At 37.0% G+C, this 19,861-nt stretch carries 20 protein-coding genes and 1 pseudogene; 12 read left to right on the top strand and 9 right to left on the bottom strand.

Annotated elements, in window-relative coordinates:
* Positions 1–4: 4 nt before the first annotated feature.
* Together H6F62_RS21115 and H6F62_RS19145 are read right to left on the bottom strand one after the other, a co-directional pair.
* Positions 5–491: pseudogene (locus H6F62_RS21115) on the bottom strand (RNA-guided endonuclease TnpB family protein); the annotation flags it as partial.
* A 348-nt stretch (positions 492–839) separates the two neighbouring features.
* Positions 840–2,255, bottom strand: coding sequence for an LCP family protein (locus H6F62_RS19145; protein ID WP_137908388.1), 1,416 nt, complete (start codon positions 2,253–2,255; stop codon positions 840–842).
* Between the two features lie 798 nt (positions 2,256–3,053).
* On the opposite strand from H6F62_RS19145, the gene H6F62_RS19140 reads away from it, so the two are divergent.
* A complete protein-coding gene (locus H6F62_RS19140; RefSeq protein WP_228036683.1) occupies positions 3,054–4,148 on the top strand; it encodes an AI-2E family transporter in 1,095 nt (364 codons plus the stop codon).
* Positions 4,149–4,279: 131 nt separating this feature from the next.
* Here the strand turns inward: H6F62_RS19140 and H6F62_RS19135 are convergent, their stop codons facing one another.
* The 4 genes from H6F62_RS19135 to H6F62_RS19120 form a co-directional block, all read right to left on the bottom strand.
* Complete coding sequence (locus H6F62_RS19135; protein ID WP_236097140.1) at positions 4,280–4,426, bottom strand: hypothetical protein; 147 nt, start codon at positions 4,424–4,426, stop codon at positions 4,280–4,282.
* Positions 4,427–4,569: 143 nt separating this feature from the next.
* Positions 4,570–7,257, bottom strand: coding sequence for an ABC transporter substrate-binding protein (locus tag H6F62_RS19130; protein ID WP_190372734.1), 2,688 nt, complete (start codon positions 7,255–7,257; stop codon positions 4,570–4,572).
* 26 nt (positions 7,258–7,283) lie between these two features.
* Positions 7,284–10,508: an ABC transporter substrate-binding protein gene (locus H6F62_RS19125; protein ID WP_190372733.1), complete on the bottom strand. Its 3,225-nt coding sequence runs from the start codon at positions 10,506–10,508 to the stop codon at positions 7,284–7,286.
* A gap of 296 nt (positions 10,509–10,804) precedes the next feature.
* Positions 10,805–12,079, bottom strand: coding sequence for an ATP-binding protein (locus H6F62_RS19120; RefSeq protein ID WP_190372732.1), 1,275 nt, complete (start codon positions 12,077–12,079; stop codon positions 10,805–10,807).
* 141 nt (positions 12,080–12,220) lie between these two features.
* Here H6F62_RS19120 and H6F62_RS19115 point away from each other — a divergent pair, with 141 nt between their 5' ends.
* The 3 genes from H6F62_RS19115 (at position 12,221) to H6F62_RS19105 (ending at position 14,819) form a co-directional block, all read left to right on the top strand.
* The gene (locus tag H6F62_RS19115) at positions 12,221–12,484 is read left to right on the top strand and encodes a glutaredoxin family protein (protein WP_190372731.1); all 264 of its coding nucleotides are present in this window, start codon (positions 12,221–12,223) and stop codon (positions 12,482–12,484) included.
* A gap of 268 nt (positions 12,485–12,752) precedes the next feature.
* Complete coding sequence (locus H6F62_RS19110) at positions 12,753–13,754, top strand: SDR family oxidoreductase (protein WP_137908393.1); 1,002 nt, start codon at positions 12,753–12,755, stop codon at positions 13,752–13,754.
* Between the two features lie 147 nt (positions 13,755–13,901).
* A complete protein-coding gene (locus tag H6F62_RS19105) occupies positions 13,902–14,819 on the top strand; it encodes an NAD(+) kinase (RefSeq protein ID WP_190372730.1) in 918 nt (305 codons plus the stop codon).
* Positions 14,820–14,830: 11 nt separating this feature from the next.
* On the opposite strand, the gene H6F62_RS19100 is transcribed toward H6F62_RS19105, so the two are convergent.
* Entirely contained in the window at positions 14,831–15,034 is a 204-nt protein-coding gene (locus tag H6F62_RS19100) for a hypothetical protein (protein ID WP_137908395.1), read from the bottom strand.
* A 184-nt stretch (positions 15,035–15,218) separates the two neighbouring features.
* Here H6F62_RS19100 and H6F62_RS19095 point away from each other — a divergent pair, with 184 nt between their 5' ends.
* From H6F62_RS19095 to H6F62_RS19080, 4 genes are all read left to right on the top strand, one after another.
* On the top strand, positions 15,219–15,428 hold the full coding sequence (locus H6F62_RS19095; RefSeq protein WP_190372729.1) for a DUF1036 domain-containing protein: 210 nt from the start codon (positions 15,219–15,221) through the stop codon (positions 15,426–15,428).
* 18 nt (positions 15,429–15,446) lie between these two features.
* Positions 15,447–15,656 carry a hypothetical protein gene (locus tag H6F62_RS19090; protein WP_137908397.1) on the top strand — a complete coding sequence of 70 codons (210 nt, stop codon included), beginning with the start codon at positions 15,447–15,449 and terminating at the stop codon, positions 15,654–15,656.
* Between the two features lie 241 nt (positions 15,657–15,897).
* Positions 15,898–16,275 (top strand): type II toxin-antitoxin system RelE/ParE family toxin, encoded by a 378-nt coding sequence (locus tag H6F62_RS19085; protein ID WP_137908398.1) that lies wholly within the window; start codon positions 15,898–15,900, stop codon positions 16,273–16,275.
* A 4-nt stretch (positions 16,276–16,279) separates the two neighbouring features.
* Complete coding sequence (locus tag H6F62_RS19080) at positions 16,280–16,603, top strand: helix-turn-helix transcriptional regulator (RefSeq protein WP_137908399.1); 324 nt, start codon at positions 16,280–16,282, stop codon at positions 16,601–16,603.
* Between the two features lie 140 nt (positions 16,604–16,743).
* Here H6F62_RS19080 and H6F62_RS19075 read toward each other — a convergent pair whose 3' ends face one another.
* Complete coding sequence (locus tag H6F62_RS19075) at positions 16,744–16,974, bottom strand: DUF2283 domain-containing protein (protein ID WP_168360023.1); 231 nt, start codon at positions 16,972–16,974, stop codon at positions 16,744–16,746.
* A 13-nt stretch (positions 16,975–16,987) separates the two neighbouring features.
* Complete coding sequence (locus tag H6F62_RS19070; protein WP_190372728.1) at positions 16,988–17,218, bottom strand: hypothetical protein; 231 nt, start codon at positions 17,216–17,218, stop codon at positions 16,988–16,990.
* A gap of 275 nt (positions 17,219–17,493) precedes the next feature.
* Between H6F62_RS19070 and nblR the strand changes: the two genes are divergently transcribed.
* The 4 genes from nblR to H6F62_RS19050 all read left to right on the top strand — a co-directional run bounded on the left by nblR (position 17,494) and on the right by H6F62_RS19050 (position 19,700).
* Complete coding sequence (nblR, locus tag H6F62_RS19065) at positions 17,494–18,207, top strand: response regulator transcription factor NblR (RefSeq protein WP_190372727.1); 714 nt, start codon at positions 17,494–17,496, stop codon at positions 18,205–18,207.
* 161 nt (positions 18,208–18,368) lie between these two features.
* A complete protein-coding gene (locus H6F62_RS19060) occupies positions 18,369–18,896 on the top strand; it encodes a DUF192 domain-containing protein (protein WP_137908402.1) in 528 nt (175 codons plus the stop codon).
* Between the two features lie 199 nt (positions 18,897–19,095).
* Positions 19,096–19,266, top strand: a complete 171-nt coding sequence (locus tag H6F62_RS19055; protein ID WP_236097141.1) for a hypothetical protein — start codon at positions 19,096–19,098, stop codon at positions 19,264–19,266.
* 242 nt (positions 19,267–19,508) lie between these two features.
* Positions 19,509–19,700 (top strand): DUF2949 domain-containing protein, encoded by a 192-nt coding sequence (locus H6F62_RS19050; protein WP_137908403.1) that lies wholly within the window; start codon positions 19,509–19,511, stop codon positions 19,698–19,700.
* The last annotated feature ends 161 nt before the right edge of the window (positions 19,701–19,861 follow it).

Genomic DNA, 19,861 nt, shown 5'->3' with positions numbered 1-19,861 from the left:
TCTAGTAACCGTCAGAACGTTTAACTATCCTAACTCTCTTTATTTGCTTAATCTGGTAAAAATGTAAATCCCAAGTTCCAATTAATTTTAACTGACCAATACCACATTTATCTTTGAAAGTAATGTGTTTTCGGTCTTCTAATAGTTTCCATCCAGTTTTATATTCAACTGAACGGTTATTTTTTTGAAATCTGGGATAACCCTTCTTACCTGGAACTTTTGCTTTGCAATTATCAAAAAATCGCTTAATTGCAAAAGCAGTTCTTTCTGCTGCTGCTTGTCTAGCCATGGAGTTTAATTTATCTGCAAAATCAAATTCATTAGCTAATACCGCAGTGTATTTATTCAGGTCGTAATATTTAACATTTTGATTGATTGTCCATCCAAAAGCGCAAGCACTTATTACGGATGAATTGGGTTATCCGTATAGCTGCATCAATTTTTTGATATTGCTGCTTTGTGCCTTTGGCTTTAAATTCAAAAACAATCATTTTTTTATTACTAATTCGACCTGTTTTCAGTATAGTATACTTTAGGAAATTCACCAACCTCTAAGATTGGTAAAAATGAAACTACCCTCTCTCATGATTAAGCTGCGCTTAATATCCCTTGAAGGGTGTTTAATTTTTGCCCGCATTACATCCCCACCCTGTAGAGGGATGGGGTATTACGACGTTTTCTGATAAAATGTATGCTTATTCCTCTGGGCGCCTCTGCGTGAGAAAAAAATTTAGATGCGTAATAGCTTACAGCAGGTAGATTCCATTATAATTGAGGCAGAGCCTCAAAATTACGTTCCCAGACTCCGGCTGGGAACGAGATAAATGTGATAAATGTGATTAAGGATGAGGAGAATTTTGGAAAATGGCTTGGTTTTGAAACCAATCCTTACCCACCTGGATACTAATATCTGAACCAATATTACCAGTGCTTTCTACGCGCACTTCCCCAAATCCCAAAAGACTACGTAATGATTCCGCACTATTTCCATCTCCTTGTTGTGCTACAATGTGAGTTACCTCTAAGGGTTGTCCCCAGGGTTTAGAGATAAAAACATTGGTATATCCGGCTTTTTCCAATGTTCTAATTAGGGGACGCAATTGTGAGCGATCGCTCCCTGTACTGTCTTGAATAGCCACACGCAAATGACTAGGATCACTGGACTGTAGTTCTGTTTTCCCTTCTAAATCAAAATGCTGGGATACTAATTTACCAATAGCTCGTCGATCTGGTACCCAGTAGCTGGCATCAAACTCACGGTTTTCACTAAAGCGCCCAGGTAACATTAACATTTGCATATTTGAGCGACTGGTTTTTGAGCCAAAACCCACCAGTGCTATTAATTCTTCAACGGATAAGTTGGTATCAATATTTTCCTTAACAACATTGAGAATTTCCGGTACTCGCGTGAGAGTTTTCGGGTTGAGAGTTTGTTCAATTAACGAACGTAACACCATTTGCTGACGCTGAATCCGACCAATATCGCCCAACTCATCATGACGATAACGTAATAATTGTAACGCTTGTTCACCGTTAAGATGTTGTTGACCTGCTTTTAAATTAATATATAAATGCTGAGAATCATCCCGATATTTCATATCTTTGGGGACATAGATATTGACCCCACCCAAAGCTTCAATTAACTTACTAACTCCTAAAACATTAATGCGTACATAGCGATCTACCCCAACTCCGCCCAAAAGATTACTAACGGTTTTCGCTGTTAAAGCCGGACCTCCCTCCACATTAGCAGCATTAATTTTTTTCATTCCATGGCCTTCAATTTCTGTGCGGGTATCTCTAGGAACAGAAAGCATGACTATTTTGTTTGTCTCTGGATCAAATTTGATCAACAACATGACATCAGAAAGACCGTCAAAAGAATTAATTTGGGGTAAATAACCGAGACTTTTGCTATCAACGGGGGGGTTCTGTATGTCTGGGGGTAGTACACTCATACCCATGAGTAGGATATTTACAGGACGAGTTAATTGAGAAAATTGTAACCCATTTCCAGAGATGCGATCGCCATCAAATACTGCTTCTTCCTGGGGACTAAGTTGAGCTTGTTGCAAAGGTGTACTTTCCCAAGAAACAGCCAACAGCGCTCCTGCAAGTCCTGATACTATAGCAATCCCTCCCATGCCCACCGTAAACCATAGCCACCGTCCCGATTTTGACGGGCGAGAAATTTTCCCCCTATATTTAGCTTTTGCGGCTCTTTTTTGTGCGGCTGATGTTTTTTGACTAGTCACAGACTTCCTCTCACCTACGATTTTGAATAACGTAAATTTGCCGACTCAATAGATCTAAAACAAATCAGACTATGATAGCTAATTTTTGATTAAGTTTGCTATGGGGAAGGCCTAAATACAATAATCTTCAACTAACTTCATTTTTATTGAAAAGTTCAGTAGTTCTTTCTTGGCCTTTGCTTATTCCCGAACATCCATATCAAAGCCAATGCGGTAGACAAACGGCTCACAGTTAGTTATTCTCGACTACTCCGACCTTTGTAGAGAGTCCACAGAGACGGAAAAAAAGCCGATAATGGGAATCAAACAGAAAATTAGTTGTGTTTTCGGGACATCTGTATCTTTTGCTGGCTGGCTATCCATAGTGGTTGATGTGATCATAAACTAAAGATGGTGAATAAAAGTCATTAAGCTAGAGCTAGTCCTAATCTGACAATTTTCAAGACAAAGCTATAGTTCTGCGGACAAAAATCAATATATTTTAGTTAAAAAAATCAACTACTTGATATATAATCCTAAGATATCAAGTATCAAGTATTAAATTAAGACTATTGCCGACACGAAAACCCAGCAATGATAGTGGTAGTTTTTTTCAAAACTTTCACAAAAGAAAGATGGCTGCGCCGTCGAAGACAGATAAACGCGTTGGGCTACAGCGTGTGAGTCTACTGAGGGATAACCGCCCCCATGCTCCTGCTAAAATAGAAAGTAAAGTCTAGCTTTGTCTAGGTTTTATATAGCAAGATCATATTCTGTAAAGAAGAAATCACCTGAGTTCTATAGTGTAATTATCTAAAAATGCAGACACGAAAGCTACTTAATTGGTGGCAAACACTGACACCCATAGCAAGATTTTTAGCAATTGCCCTACTTGCACCCCTATTAGTTCTCAATGGTTGGGCTATTGCCACAATTTTCGATTATTTTCACTCCCTGATTGTTATTTTAGTCGGAGCTTCGGTACTAGCCTTTCTCCTCAACTACCCAGTCAGTTGGATGGAAAACCACGGAGCTAAACGAGAACAAGTGGCTATCTTAGTGTTTTTATTAGCATTATCCATTTTATTAGCCCTAGGTATCACCCTGTTTCCCCTGGCACTGACTCAAGCACAACAACTGGTAGCCCGTTTACCAGAATTAATTGATTCAGGACGTTCTCAATTAATGATACTCAATGATAAAGCAGAAAGCGCGGGTTTGCCAATTAATTTGGATGCTTTAGCAACACAAATTAATGATCGCGTTAAGGGACAATTACAATCTATAGCCGGACAGGCACTAAACCTAGCTGTAGTCACTGTTACCAGTTTATTAGATTTCTTACTGACAGTAGTATTAACCTTTTATTTATTACAACATGGGGGCGAACTTTGGGAAAGCTTAGTACAATGGCTACCTTCTAAATTTCGTGATCCTTTTTCCAATACAGTCCGTTTAAGCTTTCAAAATTTTTTTATTACCCAATTAATCTTATCCACCTGTATGGCTTCTGCTCTCATTCCCGCCTTTTTGTGGTTGAAAGTCCCTTTTGGGTTATTATTTGGATTGACGATTGGACTTATGGCACTTATCCCCTTTGGTGGTTCTGTGGGTATCGCCCTGACAACTTCTTTAGTCTCACTTCAAGATGTGAGTATGGGGATAAGAGTATTAATAGCAGCGGTAATTGTACAACAAATCCTAGAAAATCTGATCGCACCGCGGATTTTAGGTAGTTTTACTGGTTTAAATCCCGTTTGGATTTTAATTTCTGTCTTGACTGGAGCGAGAATTGGCGGACTCTTGGGGGTAATTCTCGCAGTTCCCTGTGCTGTGGTCATTAAAAGCATTATCAGCGCCATTCGTCCCCCAGTTATGAATCTTGATACAGAAAAATCTTTTACTAGTCCGTAATAGCTACACCCATAACACCAGCAAAATTTGCGAAAATAGTAGGTTAACTTATTTTATCGCTGTTGTTGATCAAAGATATGAATAGGTTTCACCCAAAAACGCAAAGACGCAAAAATCAAGGTGAGAAGGGTTCAATTTCTTATGTTAGCCGAGGAGTAACTAAATACACTTAACAACATCACACCAGCGGCCGCCAAAACATACCGTCTTCCTAAACTTACGCCATAGCGTCGTTGTAAAAAATTGCTTTTGATAGGATTGATTTTCTTATGGTTCATGTTTTACCTCCATTGTGCTTTGATTTTTGCGTCTTTATCTAGTCAGACGTTGATAATGTACTATTTGTTCACTATCTCATGTCCAATTTGATCAATCCTCAACGGTTACAATTTTGGTAACGAATATCTATTTTACCTAAGTCCTATGGAATCATAGTAAATTTCCCGTCCTTAACCTCTATAAGTACAGACTGTCCTTGACGCTCTCTTTCTTTGGTGAACTGGAGTGGATAACCTGATGTTTCTTTATTGTTAAGGTCAACATTTTTCAATCTTTCTAATACCTTAGCCCGGTTATTATCTTGGGTATTATCTTTTGATAAAGCTTGAATAAAAGCCTGGGTCGCATCAAAACTGGTTGCAGTCCGCCAACTAATACCTCCGCCCCATTTTTTTCCAGATTTTTCAGCAAAAGCCCTTGCTGGTGAAGTTTCTCTAAACCAAGGAACTGATAAAATCATTCCTTCTACAGCCTTTCCACCTTTGATTAAGGTATCATTGCTATAAAGAGTGTGTCCACCTAATAAACTTAAAGGTGAATTATCATCTTTGTTCGCTTTAGCAATCTCAATTGTAGTATTAGTGTGTTCTGTATCTGGAAATAAGATAGCAGCTTCCGCTTTAAATTTATTGAAATTAACTTCTTCTCTTGGATCAAATTCTTTGTCACTTAAATCAATTGTATGAACTACCTTACCACCCATTTTTTCAAATTCATCTGTAAATGCCTCTGTGATACTCTTGCTATAGGGGCTGTTAGGATTATTAAAAATCACGACTTTTTTAAACCCTAGACTATTAGTATATTGAGCTAATTTTTTTCCAGCAATTTCATCAGAATCAACTACTCTAAAGAAAACTGAGCTTTTTAATAAATTACTAGTAGCAGTAGAGGAAATAATTGCTAAACCAGCTTTTTTATATGCTGGTATTACAGCTTTAGTAACATCGCTAGAATTATGTCCAATTACTCCTAATATAGAATTATCTTTGACTATTTCCTGGACTACTTGTTTTGCTTCCTCTGGGTTATTACTATCATTAACAATGACAACTTTCAATAATAACCCGTTTGAGCCTTGATTATCATTAAATTGATTTTGTGCTTGAGCTACACCACGTAATATTTCTTGAGCATTATCATTATTAGTTTTGCTGTCTATAGGTACAACCACTGCTAAACTCACGGAAGAACTATTTTGACTAGCGCGAGCGTTATTGTAGTAAATTAATACTTCTGGGTCGTAGGGATTTGCTTTGACAGCTTGTTGAAATAAATTAGCTGCTTCTTGATAATTACCATTTTTAAAGGCTGCAATACCCTGGTCACGAAAGCGATTATTAATATTAGAAAATAATGTTTTATCACCTTGACTAATTGTATTATTATCCGGTGCATAAGAGGGTGTATAAAGGGAATTAGAACGTAAACTTAAACTAGCTACGAAAATACTAGCCGCAATTGTCATGGTAGTTGCAACTGCTGTTAAAATCATTATCGGTCGTTTTGCGGAAGTATTTGCAGAAATATTAGTATAACTATTGCTATTAGCTGTTATTGACGACGCAGAAGATATGGTAGGTTTTAGGAAATATGAAGAATCTGAATCACCATATATGTTCATGTTGCTTATGTGATTATTCTCAACTATCTCTGGTAGTTGGATCATCTCTTTCTGGTTAGGAATTTTTTTTTGCTCAAATTCATGGAATTGACCGATTTGATCTTGCAGAGGATAACGTTTTATAATCCAGCGACGCACCAATTCTACTTTGATTTTCTCTCCGGTTGCATCTAAAAAACCATTGTCTAACAGTTGTTTTCGGGCTTGATTAATCAGTTGATTTTTTGCGTCAATTCCCTGAATTTCTAGTAATTTTAAGTAGTTTTTTCCAGTTTCTTGAGCTTGTGCAATTGCGGAAAAAACGACTTGTTCGGGAATGGAAAAAGCATACCAAAACCAGGATAAACCAGCTTCACCGATTTCAATCGCTGTATCTACAATTCTTTCTACGTCTGCACTAGTAATTTTAAAACTATTCTTTTCTCGCGCTCTGCTGAAAATAGCAAAGCATATTATTTGTGTACAATATGGATGTCCTGCGGATAGATTGAAAATCGCTTTGATAGCTTCTTCTTCATATTCAAGTACATTTTGGGCTGGTTTCGTAATTAATTCCTTCGTACTATCTTTATCTAACAACCCAATTTCTATCTTAGGTACATCTTCAAATATTTTCAGGATATTAAGTGTACTTGCTAAATGTTCTCCTATGGATATAACTATAAATAATTTATTATTTCTTTTAGTGATATCAGATAATCGGCGGAAAATCTTTTTTATAAATGTTTCTACGACTGATGGTTCTAAATCTTGACCAATTAAAGCATCAAATTCATCGAGCAGTAAAACTAAATTTTTGTTTTCTAATTGTTGATAAACTTGGGGTAAGAACTGACGTTCAAAGATATTAATTTCTAATTCTAATTCTGTGGTTGTGGGTGGTGATATGCTAGTTTCTAGCTCTAAATTATCTACAATTGCTTGAGCTAGTGCTGCTAAAATACTACTCCAGGGCTGCTGACTGTAAAATGATAAATCAAAGGTAACAAAAACAAACCCATTCACTTCCGCCAATTGTTGGGGAATACTAAGGATAATAGATGATTTACCAATACGTCTTTGTCCGTATAACAATAGTAATTTTTGAGACTGTTGAAGATTCTTTTGAATAAGCTGAAATATACTTTTTCGGCCAAACAGGGACTCTCGGTAGCCAATGGGACGACCGATAATGTATGGGTTTCTGTGAAGGTTGGAAGTAATCATGCTCTAATCATACATCTAATCTCCTATTATAACCCATTCAATTCAATGGGAACAAATTTACCATCTTTAACTTGAACAAGAATAGATTGCCCTTCGCGTTCTCTTTCTTCTGTAAACTTGAGTTGATAACCTGATGTTTCATTCCTATCAAGTTTGATACTTGGTAATTTTTCTAACAAATTAGTTCGTGTGACATTGTTAGATAGAGCTTTGATAAATGCCTGGGTAGCATCAAAGCTAGTTGCAGTGCGCCAACTAATACCTCCACCCCATTCTTGCTCAGACCTTTCAGCAAATGGTCTTGCTGGAGATGATTCTCTAAACCAGGGTGTAGCAACAATTAAACCCTCTACATTCTTTGAGGTTTTATCGCTATAAAGACTGTCTCCACCTAACATTTTTAACTCTTTTACTCGTCCGTCTTGGGGGTTATCCTTGAGTCTGGCATTCCTACGGGTAATTTCTTTAGCAATATTGATGGCAGTAGGAGTGCTTTGTGTATCTGGAAACAACATAGCAGCTTGTGCAAATTTATCTCTACTATAGACAGTGGCAGAAATTTCTCTCCTCGCATCAAAATTGATATCAGTTAAATCAATTAGGGGTTTACGAACCACCTCACCGCCTAATTTTTCAAAGCGATTAGTAAATACTTCTCTGATACTATTACTATAAGGGCTGTTAGGATTAGCAAAAATGACTGCCCTTTTTAATTTCAAATTATTGAAAGTGTATTCGGCTAGTTTTTTTCCAGCACTTGCATCAGAAATAACTGTTCTAAAGAAAACAGATCTTTTGAGGAAAACACTAGTCGCGGTGGGAGAAATAATTGCTAAACCAGCTTTTTCATATTCCGGTAATGCTGCTTGTGTAGCATCACTAGAATTATGTCCAATTACACCTAATATGGAATTATCTTTAACCAATTGTTGTGCTAATTGTTGCGTTGATTCCTTGTTATCATCGTTAGCAATGACAATTTCAAGAAACCTATTATTTAAACCTTGATTATCGTTAAATTGGTTTTGAGCTTGTGCCACACCACGTAAGATTTCTTGAGCGTCGTTTATCTGAGTACCTTGAACTATGGGTACAACGACAGCCAATGTAAAGGGAGAACCCTGTTGACGAGCACGGGCATTATTATAGTAAATTACTAGTTCTGGATCCTTTTGCTTTGCTTCTATGGACTGTTGAAATAACTTAGCCGCTGCTTGATAATTACCATTTTTGAAAGCTGCAATACCTTGGTCACGAGAGGGATTATTTTTATTAAGAAAAGAGGGATTATTTTTATTAGGAAATAAGGTTCTTTCACCTCGGCTAATTTTGCTATTATCTACCACACAAAAAACACCTAATTCTTTCTTTTCACCTGGTGGACAGGTTCTAGAAAGCTGCTGATAAATACCAAAACCGAAAACAGATACAACCGTAGCTAATGCAACAAATGTAACAGGCCTTTTCATGATTTGTGTGAATGGGTTCGGTTTTACTGTTGTGAATGGGTTCGGTTTTACTGTAGTTTGATTTGCTATGATTTGTGGTTGTGAGCTTAGGGTTTCTACACCTTTTAATACTGTAGTTTGATTTGCTATGATTTGTGGTTGTGAGTTTAGGTTTTCTACACCTTTTAACTTAGATTCAAAAGCCCTAATTTCCTCCAACCTATCCTGAGATAATTGTCTATTGGGATCAATTTGTAAAACTCGCTCATACTGTTCTCTGGCGCGAGCAAAGTCTTCATTAATGGTCAGGTTATGTCCGTATTGTTCTAATGTTTGTATAAAACCGTCTTTGCTCTCTTCTGGAGCAATTTTACGGGCTTGTGCATACAGTTCTAAAGCTTTATCTAAATTGCTTGCTTGGGAATATTCTGTAACTAGATCAAATACAGGTTGTAAGACCCTTTCCTGTTGATCATTAATAGAGTAAAATTTGTAAGCTCGACTGTAAAGTTCAAAAGCTTGGTCGAATTTTTCTACCTGTAAATATTCTTTCGCCAGAGAGGTTACAGTTTGAAAATTATTAGGATTAATTCCTAATGCTTCTTCATAAAGTTGTAATGCTATTTGCGGTTGATTTTGTGCTACCGAACAAAGATTCTCAACGTCTTGCTGATTAACTTCTGCTAAATTACTAATCTCATCTTTTAGCTGATGTTTCTGCAATAACCAAAGCCGGACTAACTCAATTTTGACTCTTTTGAACTCATTTAAAAAACCATAGTCAGCCATTTCTTTGGCTACCTGAGTTAAGGAATCTGTTAATATGCCATAATTCCTTAATAGTAGCTTGGGGCTATAGGAAACTTGGTCATCTTGCTCTTCTCTATGTTGGGCTTCTGCTGCTGCTGAAAAAACAACTTTTGCTTGAGGATATAAACCATTCCAAAACCATGCTAAACCAGCTTCCCCTGTTTCAATTGCTTTATCTATGATAGTTTTAACATCTTCTGCATTTATTGTCCATATCTGACGTTCCCGCGCTAAATTGAAAAGCTCATAGCAAATTACTTGAGTGAAATAAGGATGACCTGCTGATAAACTCAATATCTCTTCTATTGCATTTTGCTGATAGGTAACAACTACTTGAGCAGGTCTGGTAATAAGTTCTTCAGCACTATCTCTGTCCAGAAAACTGATTTCTTTATAGGGTGATCCACCCAGCAAAGAAAGTAGATGTGGTAGTTCTTTAAGATGTCGTCCCACTACGGGAATAATAAATAATCGTTCTGTCCATTTTGACAACCAGTTATTGATTAATCTGAAAAATTCTACATTACCTTCGTTATTTGCTTCACTTAAAACATCGAACTCATCTAACAATAAAACCAGCTTTTTTTCACCTAATATATTGTATATTTGAGTTAAAAAATCCTCATGGAAAATTGTAGGATTATCTTCTATATCTTCTGCTGTAGGAGTAAGACTATTTCCTATTTTTTCTCCAATTCTCTTTGCTAAATAGTGTAGAATTTGATTGATGGGATGTTTCCGATTATCACCGACAAAAACCTGGAGATCAAAATCAATAAAAACAAATTGATCCTCACTGATCTTTTGAGGAATTTGTTTGAGTACAGAAGATTTACCAATCCGTCTTTGACCATATAAGAGAATTAGTGGAGTACTTTGTTGTAAATTATATCTAATAAAATCAAATAAACTTTGTCTACCAAAAAATTTATCTGGTTCATCAATAACACGACCTATAATGTAAGGATTTCTCTGATATTGTGGATTATTCATATTATTTGTACTCCTTACAGGTTATACACTTGGTTTTAAATAAAAATGGGATATTGATATTATCCATTTTCTGTATAATTTAGGCAATATATTACTAAAAATTTTATTTTGGTTTATTTTGGTTTATTTTTGTGTGGGGGTAATTCATGAATTACCCCTACTATATATTTTACAGCAGTAGGGTGTGTTAGCGTCAGCGTAACGCACCTGAGATTTCTTCAGATTTAGATAAGTAGTAGTAGGGTGTGTTAGCGTCAGCGTAACGCACCTGAGATTTTTTGAGATTTAGATAAGTCCTATCCAAATAATATCTCACGACCAAATTTAAGGAGGGATACAACCGTATCTTGATGCTGACCTGACCAAGTAATTGCTTTTTTCATCTCCTCAACTTGTCCATGACTCATCAGATTAAGAAATACTCTCTCGCGTTTTCTGATTTCACTAGCTTTTGTATTCCAAATCTCCTGAATTACCCACTTTTTCATAATTGAAGAAGTGAATAAATATATCTTTTCCTGTTCTTTTGGTAATTTTGGTTTTGGCCTGATTTCCGAAACAATTACCCCCTGTTCTTCTAATTCAGTTAAACTGCGTTCATTTTGATTCAAAATGCGACCCATACCTTTTAAATCAAAGTCTTTCTGCTCTAAATGACCGTCTAGATCTAACAAAACAATCAGCATTAACAAGGTTTTTTGTTGGTCATTACATCTTTTCCAAACTGTTTCAAAAATCTGTTTAGTATCCCTTTCAAAATCACTATTAAATTTATTGATATCAACTTCTTCTCCTTGTTGTCTTGCTATGTTTAGTAAAAAACCGGCAATTTGTATTAAAGTCGGGTGACTACCAGTAATATTTCTAATTCCAGTTCTTAATTCTGGTGGAAATACTGATATTGATAATAATTGCTCTGTTTCCTGGTAATCAAATTTTTTCAAAGATTGATACATATAGTGATTATACCAAGGGGAAGCATTTGGCCGCAGTGGTGGACCAATTTCATTGAGGCGCTGAAGTGAGGTGACAATCATGGTAAGTTTCCTGTTAGCACCATGAACGGCTAAACTACGACATTGAGCTAAAAATGTTTCTCTATCAGATTCCGTATATTCCCCATTGGTTTCTAAGGCCGCGTCAAAGTCATCTACCAACAAAACCAGGAATTTATTTTTTCTACCTAACTTTGTTATAGCTTGACCTAGAGTATCATTTGTAATATTATTCCCTCTTAAGTTTCTAATTTCTGCTTGTAGTTCTGGCTCATTTTCTAATTTATCATCCATAATCGTCAAAATTTCTGCCCAAAACTTACCCGGAGTAAAGGGGTGTAAACTCTGACAACTGAATAATACAATTACAGCGGGAGATGAATCTAGTCCATATTCTTTCCAGGTTTGGGGACAAGCAACTTTGTCTAAGTAAGAAGTTTTCCCCATTCCTGGACCACCCCAAATAGCTAAATGACTGCGAGCATGAATTATGTCAAAAGCGGCTGTGATTTCAGATGTGCGACCGATAAAATATTCTGGAGGAACTGGTATATTGGCGAAGAAAGGATTAGCCATATTTCGGAGATCCTAATTCTGACGTTATTAGCCATTATAGTGGATTATGGTCAGAATACAGGTTATCTCCTGGCGATTCCTGACCTATTAAAAAATTCGGGGATCTGAGTGGATGTTAGATAGTTCTCTAAGTATGATTTTATGCGATTAATTCTCTACAGCAAGCCCGGTTGTCACCTTTGTGAAGGATTGCAGGAAAAATTAGCCCAAATCAAAACTCTCAGTTTTGAGCTAGAAATTCGGGATATTACCACTGATAAAAATTGGTTTGCGATGTTTCAATATGAAATACCTGTACTCTATTTTGTCACTGATGATGGTAAGGAACAAGCCATATCCCGTCCCTCTCCTCGTCTCAGTGTCGAAGGACTGGAAAAATTCTTATGTAAGTATGTAAAAACTTGAATTTGAGTATATTTACATTTTGCACCAGTCCCGAAAAATGCCTCCGAATTAATGCCTAAATATTTGGTAGTGAGGACTTTAGTCCTCTCATAGAGAAACTATAAGCAAAATCAGGGCTAAAGCCCTGACTACAGATAATACGTGATAGGTTTTTGTGACACCCGTGTAAATCCTAAATCGAGTTTGCTGAAAAATTTGTAAAGTTTTATTTAGAGAGCTAATTCTGTTAAGATTCTTTTCATAAACATTAAAATATATAACCAACCCCATGACATTATTAATAGTCGGTGCAACTGGCACATTGGGAAGACAAGTAGCCCGTCGCGCAATTGATGAAGGATACAAAGTCCGCTGTTTAGTTCGCAGTCCTAAAAAAGCAGCTTTTCTCAAGGAATGGGGCGCTGAACTGGTACGCGGAAACTTATGTAATCCTCAAACCCTTGCAGAAGCCTTGACTGGTGTAACCGCAGTTATTGATGCCGCCACATCTCGTGCCACGGATTCTCTGACTATTAAGGAGGTAGACTGGGATGGGAAAGTAGCTTTAATTAAAGCTGCTAAAGTTGCGGGTGTGGAAAGGTTTATCTTTTTTTCGATTTTAGATGCTGATCAATACCCCAATGTTCCGCTGATGGAAATTAAACGCTGTACCGAAGTGTTTTTGGCAGAATCTGGCTTAAACTATACAATTTTACGTCTAGCTGGTTTTATGCAAGGTTTAATTGGTCAATATGGTATACCTATTTTGGAAAAACAACCTGTATGGGTAACAGGTAAGTCTTCACAAATCGCCTACATGGATACCCAGGATATTGCTAAATTCGCTATTCGTGCTTTGAGTGTGCCAGAAACGGAAAAGCAGTCTTTCCCTGTGGTGGGAACTCGGGCTTGGGGTGCTGAGGAAATTATTGATCTTTGTGAAAACTTATCTGATAGAGACGCAAAAGTTACACGAATGCCCCTGGCTTTACTACGGACTGTCCAAAATTTCCTCCGCTTTTTTCAATGGGGATGGAATGTTGCAGATAGATTGGCTTTTACAGAGGTTTTAGCCAGTGGTAAAGCTTTAAATGCAGAAAATATGGAGGAAGTATATACTGTCTTTGGGTTGGACAAAGAACAAACAACCACCCTGGAAGTTTACTTACAAGAATACTTCAGCCGGATTATGAAGAAGCTAAAAGAGTTAGATTACGAAAAAGCTAAGGTCAAAAAGCTCAAAAGCCAAAAGACTCCTTTTAAACAATCTTCCAAGGCCAATAGTCAATAAATTGGATTTTGGATTTTGGAGTTCTTCCTGATTTCTATCCCTAACAAAAAGACTTTTTCAACAAATGTGAGACTAATGGTTATATTGGTCAAAAATGTGTAACCATTAGATACAGAAAAAGCATCCCTTAAACTTGGATATTTGAGTGTGCCGAAAGCAGGCATTATCTATAACGACGTGAAACCGATAGCGAGTAGTGTCGCTATTCAACTAAAAGACAAGCTCACCGCTGCTGGTTGGGATGTTTACATCACTGCGAGTATCGGTGGTATATTGGGTTATTCCCAACCGGATAGCCTTGTCTTTCACACACCTATCGAAGGTCTTACGCCCCCTGGCTTTGACTCAGATATGAAATTTGCAGTGGTGTTGGGGGGAGATGGTACGGTGTTAGCAGCATCTCGCTTAGTCGCCCCCTCTGGTATCCCCATGTTGACGGTCAATACGGGTCACATGGGATTTTTGACGGAAACTTATCTCAACCAGTTGCCTGAAGCCATAGAACAGGTAATGGCTGATAAATATGAAGTTGAAGATAGGGTCATGCTCACCGTCAAAGTTCTCCGGGGAGATACGGTGACATGGGAAGCTCTCTGCTTAAATGAAATGGTGTTACATCGAGAACCTCTAACTTGTATGTGCCATTTTGAAATAGCAGTGGGGCGACATTCTCCAGTGGATATTGCGGCAGATGGTATTATTGTTTCTACTCCCACAGGTTCTACAGCTTATTCATTAAGCGCGGGGGGGCCAGTAATTACTCCTGGTGTCCCCGTTTTACAGTTAGTACCCATTTGTCCCCATTCCTTAGCTTCTAGGGCTTTGGTGTTTCCCGATCATGAACCGATTAATATCTATCCGGTGAATATTCCCCGATTGGTGATGGTGGTAGATGGTAATGGTGGATGTTATATTTTAGCAGAAGATCGGGTATATTTAGAGCGATCGCCCTATAGCGCCAGATTTATCCGTTTACAGCGACCTGAGTTTTTCCGTGTTCTCCGGGAAAAACTGGGTTGGGGTTTACCACATATTGCTAAACCTTCTTCTGTAGAATTGCCTTAGTTGTCAGTTGTTCAGTTAGGTAAATGCCAACTTAGTGTAACTCGCACTTCTCCATTCGGTAAAACTGATATTTCCCATACACCATCTAGAAGTTCGTTGGCTATAGTATCCATGATTTTAGTACCATAGCCGCCTTTTTTGGGTCTATAAGTAGATGCTAAAATAGCTCCATCATTTGCTATTACTAAAGTACATTTATCTGCGGGGATACACATTGATTTTTTTTGTGAGTAAAAATACTATCGGTGAAAGGTTAATTTTAAAGAGCGTAAGCGTTGCGCTCCGCAGGAATAGCACTAACTCAACATAACTCTGGAGTAGCGATCGCTATACACCGCTATACACAATAACTCTTTTCGTGCAAATTTGATTTTTGATTATTTCTAGGGAGAATTCATCATGAGTAAGTTGCTTTCTGTGTTCACCATCCCGCTTTTAGCTGTGGGATTTTTATTAGCTAAATCTCAAGAAGCAAAAGCTGATTTTAAAGTGTGTAATCAAGGCAGTGAAACCGCTTGTACTGCTGTTTCTTACAAACAAGATCATCGATGGTTTACTGAAGGTTGGTTTTTAATAGACTCTAATAACTGCGCTACAGTTTATTATTGATCAGTTAGTAATAAAAAGATGCTCATTCATGCACAAACTGTTTCTGGAGGTGAAATTACTACAGGTTCAAGTTTAAGATGTATAATTTATTATCAACAACAAAAGAATTATCGAATTGGAGATTCTGAGAATCCTAATCGCTGCAGAGTTACTAATCGTGGTATGGCGGGATTTCGTTCAATTCCAGTTACAACTGAAGATGATAACTCTTTTGAGCTAACTGATTAAGGCTCTCCCAAACTGTTAATAAAATTAATAAGCTCTTTTGATAAGAGGATGATTTTAGGCGATTCCTATGTTGCGGTTTGCGATCGCTTTTTCATAACATGATGATTATGGGCGATCCTATCTTAGTATTCAGATCTCTGACTTCTTAGAGGAGTCGGGTATCTATTTTAACAAAATTATATTTAATACCATATAATTACTTATTGACATAATATGCTAGTTTTAGCATACTTAACATTACATGAATGAAAAACAAGAAAAGCCTCTCAGATGGATTGCAAGCGCCCTTAATGATTTAAAGAAGTTTCCTGAAGATGTACAGGATGTCATGGGTTACGCTCTTGATTTGGCACAACATGGACAAAAACACCCTGATGCAAAACCTCTACGCGGGTTCTCTGGAGCAGGTGTTTTAGAAATTGTAGATGATTTGGATGGGGATACATATAGGGCAATTTATACTGTTAAATTTGAGGGTGTTATCTACTTACTACATTCCTTTCAAAAGAAATCAAAACATGGTATTGCTACACCAAAACAAGATATAGAATTAGTTAAAAAAAGATTGAAAATCGCTCAAGAAAATTATTTACAACAAACTACCGAAAAAATGGAGTAAAAAAATGCCAGAAGAAAATCAAGTTGAGGTTAGTAGCGGAAATGTATTTGCTGACTTAGGTTTATCTAATCCTGAAGAAAGATTATTGAAAGCTGAGTTAGTCCGTAAAATCAGTGAAATCATTACTAATCTAAATTTAACACAAGTTCAAGCAGCCGAAATTCTAGGCATAGATCAACCAAAAGTTTCTCTACTAATTAGAGGTAGATTAAGTGGCTTCTCAACTGATAGGTTGATGGACTATCTAAACAAGTTAGGTAGTGATGTAGAGATTACAGTTAAACCTAAACCTGAAAATCGCAAGTTTGCTCAGATAATTGTAGTCTAATAATTATTTCCAAACTCAATATACTTCGGTTATGGCGATATCACTGCCATCGCTCTTTTCGATAAGAGGATGATTTTGGGCGATCCTAGTATTCAGATCCCCGACTTCTTTGAGAAGTCGGGAATCTAGTTCCTCTGGTTTCAAGCTGCCGTTGATACAATCTGAAATGGGATATTCTCTAGAACAATTTCCGGTAATTGACCCGATCCAAGCACCTCTTTGGCATCAAGAATTTCCACACCAACTAAAACTTCACCAGCACCAATGTTTAGTGCTATTTCATCACTTAATCGTAAAGTACGACATTCATGATCTCCATCAACTAGGCGAATATAAAGTGAATCAGTTTCTTGATCATAACTAATTTTCATAGCATTACTTTCCTCAAAAATAAAATGTATATACAGTAATTACTACAATCTCCATCTCACTTTCGGCAATAATTGGTGAAACTCGTTTAATAGAATAGGAGCGCCCTTGCCATTCTCCATTAAACTGAAAGTCGTAACGATATTCAAGTCTGCCTTGTTTGGCTTGCTTGTGACTACCATTAAGAATTGCTTCAGTGAATTCTATCTCATTTGTACCACGCTCTAAGCAACGAATTGGTTTCATAAAATTTACATACTGCGATCGCTCTTTTAATGACAGGATTATCTATCAACCCAAAATGCACTGTAAAAGATTTTGTAGTGCTTGTCTAGTCTCTCTATTTACAAAACATCTATATGTATGACAGCACTTCACTAAAAATTATTATTGTTTTAATTGCGTTGGGAAACTTTCTCTAGAGATGTCACCAGAAAATTGGTAACTTGAGTTAGTATTGTGTGAAATGCCAGTAGCACAGTAACAGCTTATAACTCATATTGATTACCAATTCCCAGCAAATGATAGCTATTCACAATCCCTCTGTTTTTGTTTTGGTGATTGAACCAGATGAAACTCTAGCTAATCAGTTAGCTTTTGATTTACAAGAAGCTGGTTATGATGCAATTGTAACTCATGATGCAGTCAATGGATTAGAATACTGCGGCGATACCTGTGGCGGTCAAAGCCTTAACCAACCAGCTTTAATTGTTATAGACCGGATGCTGATTGGAGAATCTGGATTATCTTTATGTAAAAATCTCAGAAATATGGGTAATCGTTCTCCTGTACTGATTTTAATGGCCAGAGATACAATAGATGATCGGATAGCTTGTTTAGACGCTGGTGCTAATGATTATATTCTGAAGCCTTACCGTTCGGAAGATTTTCTCAAGCTGATTCATCTGTATCTTAAACCGGATCTTGAGAATATAGAGCAATTGCGCTTTGGAGATTTGGTTTTGGATATAGGAACGCGTCGCGCTATTTACAATAGCAAAGCTATTGACTTAACCATGAAGGAATTTGAACTATTAAAGTTCTTAATGGAACATCCCCGCGAAGTATTAAGCCGCGAACAAATTTTAGAGAATGTTTGGGGTTACGACTTTATGGGTGAATCTAATGTGATTGAGGTCTATATTCGTTATCTTCGCCTCAAAATTGAAGAAGAGGGTAAAAAACGCCTGATTCAAACTGTACGCGGTGTAGGTTACGTACTCAGAGACTCCTAAAATCCATAAACCGAGAAATAATCACAAATAAAATCTAAATTTGTGGGCGATTTGGCAGAAATTAAGTAGGATAGTTAGAATCTAAATTGCAGTAAATAAACTAATTGTCAACTGTCAATAATTAATTACTAATTACCCATTCCCTCTTCCGTATATCAATTATGATTCATTGGCTCAGTTTATTTTCAGTATTACTTAGTATTTTACTAACGGGCTGTTCACCACCCACCACAGCTAAATCTCCTCCTGTGATATCAGAATCTCAAGCCCAAATACCAGTAAATGCTGGTCAAAATCTGCCAATTTCAGCAATTGCGACTTTCCCTAAAGATGTAAAAATTGAGTTGGAAGTAGCAGAAACACCGGAACAGCAAATGATGGGTTTAATGTATAGACCAACTTTAGCAGATAACCGAGGAATGCTGTTTGTTTTTCCGTCATCACAACCAGTAAGATTTTGGATGAAAAATGTCCCCGTGGCTTTAGATATGGTCTTTATCAAAAAAGGTGTAGTTGAGTATATACAAAAATCTGCTCCTCCTTGTAATGGAGAGCCTTGTCCTACTTATGGTCCTCCTGTACCTATCAATCAAGTAATTGAACTCAGGTCAGGACGAGCAGCAGAATTAAAATTAAAAAGAGGAGATCATATCAAAATTGATTTCGTTAGTCCTGGAACCTCTCAGTAAACAGTATTTAATTGCTGATTATAGCGTTTCTGGCGTTACATAATGACCTATGAGTTATGTTTCGCACCAAGGCGCAAAGGAAAAGAGATTTTTAATTTTCCAATTTTATACCTCCATTACTCTATCACCATGCAGGACGTGAATGTAAATTACTGTTAGTTCACAGATATGTTATAATCGCGGCAATCATCCTGGCAAAATGCCATTAGAAAACCGCATTTATCTATGTCCTGAGTGTGGACACACAGAAGACGGAGACTTAAATGCAGTAAAAAAGATAGAACGATGGTTTGAAGGGATTTTTGTCCCGGATTATTCGGAAATGGCGGTAAGTTCTACCGTGTCAGTTTGTGGATTAGCATTAGCCTAAATAAGATCAAATTTTAGGTTTTCCTAGTTAAAATTACCACATTAGATATAAGTAGCAAAAATCTCTCTTTTGATATAAAACTTTAAAAAATGGTTATGGAGAAGAATGCAATATTTTCCTTCTATATAACCTAACAATGTTGATCTACTTGCAGCAGGGTGACAAATAAAATACTGGCTACATAATAACCGCAAAATAGATAAACAATCTATAATTATACATTTCCCCCATGTGAGATACAAATGGTAATATCAAGATATTCTCGGCTGATTAATTTTCTCCAGGAAGATTTAGCAATTTCCTCTGCTTCCCTGGCTGTAGCATTGCGTAACCGTGATCAAGATCCTGGTTCTTTAACAATGACTCTTTGGCAATATGGTTTAATTACTCTAGAACAGTTAGAACAAATTTATGATTGGCTGGAAACAGCATAAGGAAGAGGTCACAGGTAACAGGTGAAAGGTAACAGTTCAGAGAGAACAATTACCCATTACCCATTACCCATTACCCATTACCCATTACCCATTACCCATTACCCATTACCCATTACCCATTACCCATTACCCATTACCCATTACCCATTACCCATTACCCA

It is taken from the genome of Anabaena sp. FACHB-1391 (genome assembly GCF_014696755.1).
Lineage (GTDB): Bacteria > Cyanobacteriota > Cyanobacteriia > Cyanobacteriales > Nostocaceae > Dolichospermum > Dolichospermum planctonicum.
Note: the sequence above shows the minus strand (reverse complement) of the source record. Positions and strands in the feature narration are given on the sequence as shown.

Bases quoted from the DNA above. Each gene is read 5' to 3' on its own strand.
- H6F62_RS19110 (WP_137908393.1), top strand. From the start codon at position 12,753: ATGACATTATTAATAGTCGGTGCAACTGGCACATTGGGAAGACAAGTA.
- H6F62_RS19090 (WP_137908397.1), top strand. From the start codon at position 15,447: ATGCTCATTCATGCACAAACTGTTTCTGGAGGTGAAATTACTACAGGT.
- H6F62_RS19125 (WP_190372733.1), bottom strand. From the start codon at position 10,508: ATGAATAATCCACAATATCAGAGAAATCCTTACATTATAGGTCGTGTT.
- H6F62_RS19085 (WP_137908398.1), top strand. From the start codon at position 15,898: ATGAATGAAAAACAAGAAAAGCCTCTCAGATGGATTGCAAGCGCCCTT.
- H6F62_RS19050 (WP_137908403.1), top strand. From the start codon at position 19,509: ATGGTAATATCAAGATATTCTCGGCTGATTAATTTTCTCCAGGAAGAT.
- H6F62_RS19130 (WP_190372734.1), bottom strand. From the start codon at position 7,257: ATGATTACTTCCAACCTTCACAGAAACCCATACATTATCGGTCGTCCC.
- H6F62_RS19140 (WP_228036683.1), top strand. From the start codon at position 3,054: ATGCAGACACGAAAGCTACTTAATTGGTGGCAAACACTGACACCCATA.
- H6F62_RS19080 (WP_137908399.1), top strand. From the start codon at position 16,280: ATGCCAGAAGAAAATCAAGTTGAGGTTAGTAGCGGAAATGTATTTGCT.
- H6F62_RS19120 (WP_190372732.1), bottom strand. From the start codon at position 12,079: ATGGCTAATCCTTTCTTCGCCAATATACCAGTTCCTCCAGAATATTTT.
- H6F62_RS19055 (WP_236097141.1), top strand. From the start codon at position 19,096: ATGCCATTAGAAAACCGCATTTATCTATGTCCTGAGTGTGGACACACA.
- H6F62_RS19070 (WP_190372728.1), bottom strand. From the start codon at position 17,218: ATGAAACCAATTCGTTGCTTAGAGCGTGGTACAAATGAGATAGAATTC.
- H6F62_RS19115 (WP_190372731.1), top strand. From the start codon at position 12,221: ATGCGATTAATTCTCTACAGCAAGCCCGGTTGTCACCTTTGTGAAGGA.
- H6F62_RS19135 (WP_236097140.1), bottom strand. From the start codon at position 4,426: ATGAACCATAAGAAAATCAATCCTATCAAAAGCAATTTTTTACAACGA.
- H6F62_RS19075 (WP_168360023.1), bottom strand. From the start codon at position 16,974: ATGAAAATTAGTTATGATCAAGAAACTGATTCACTTTATATTCGCCTA.
- nblR (WP_190372727.1), top strand. From the start codon at position 17,494: ATGATAGCTATTCACAATCCCTCTGTTTTTGTTTTGGTGATTGAACCA.
- H6F62_RS19095 (WP_190372729.1), top strand. From the start codon at position 15,219: ATGAGTAAGTTGCTTTCTGTGTTCACCATCCCGCTTTTAGCTGTGGGA.
- H6F62_RS19060 (WP_137908402.1), top strand. From the start codon at position 18,369: ATGATTCATTGGCTCAGTTTATTTTCAGTATTACTTAGTATTTTACTA.
- H6F62_RS19100 (WP_137908395.1), bottom strand. From the start codon at position 15,034: ATGTGTATCCCCGCAGATAAATGTACTTTAGTAATAGCAAATGATGGA.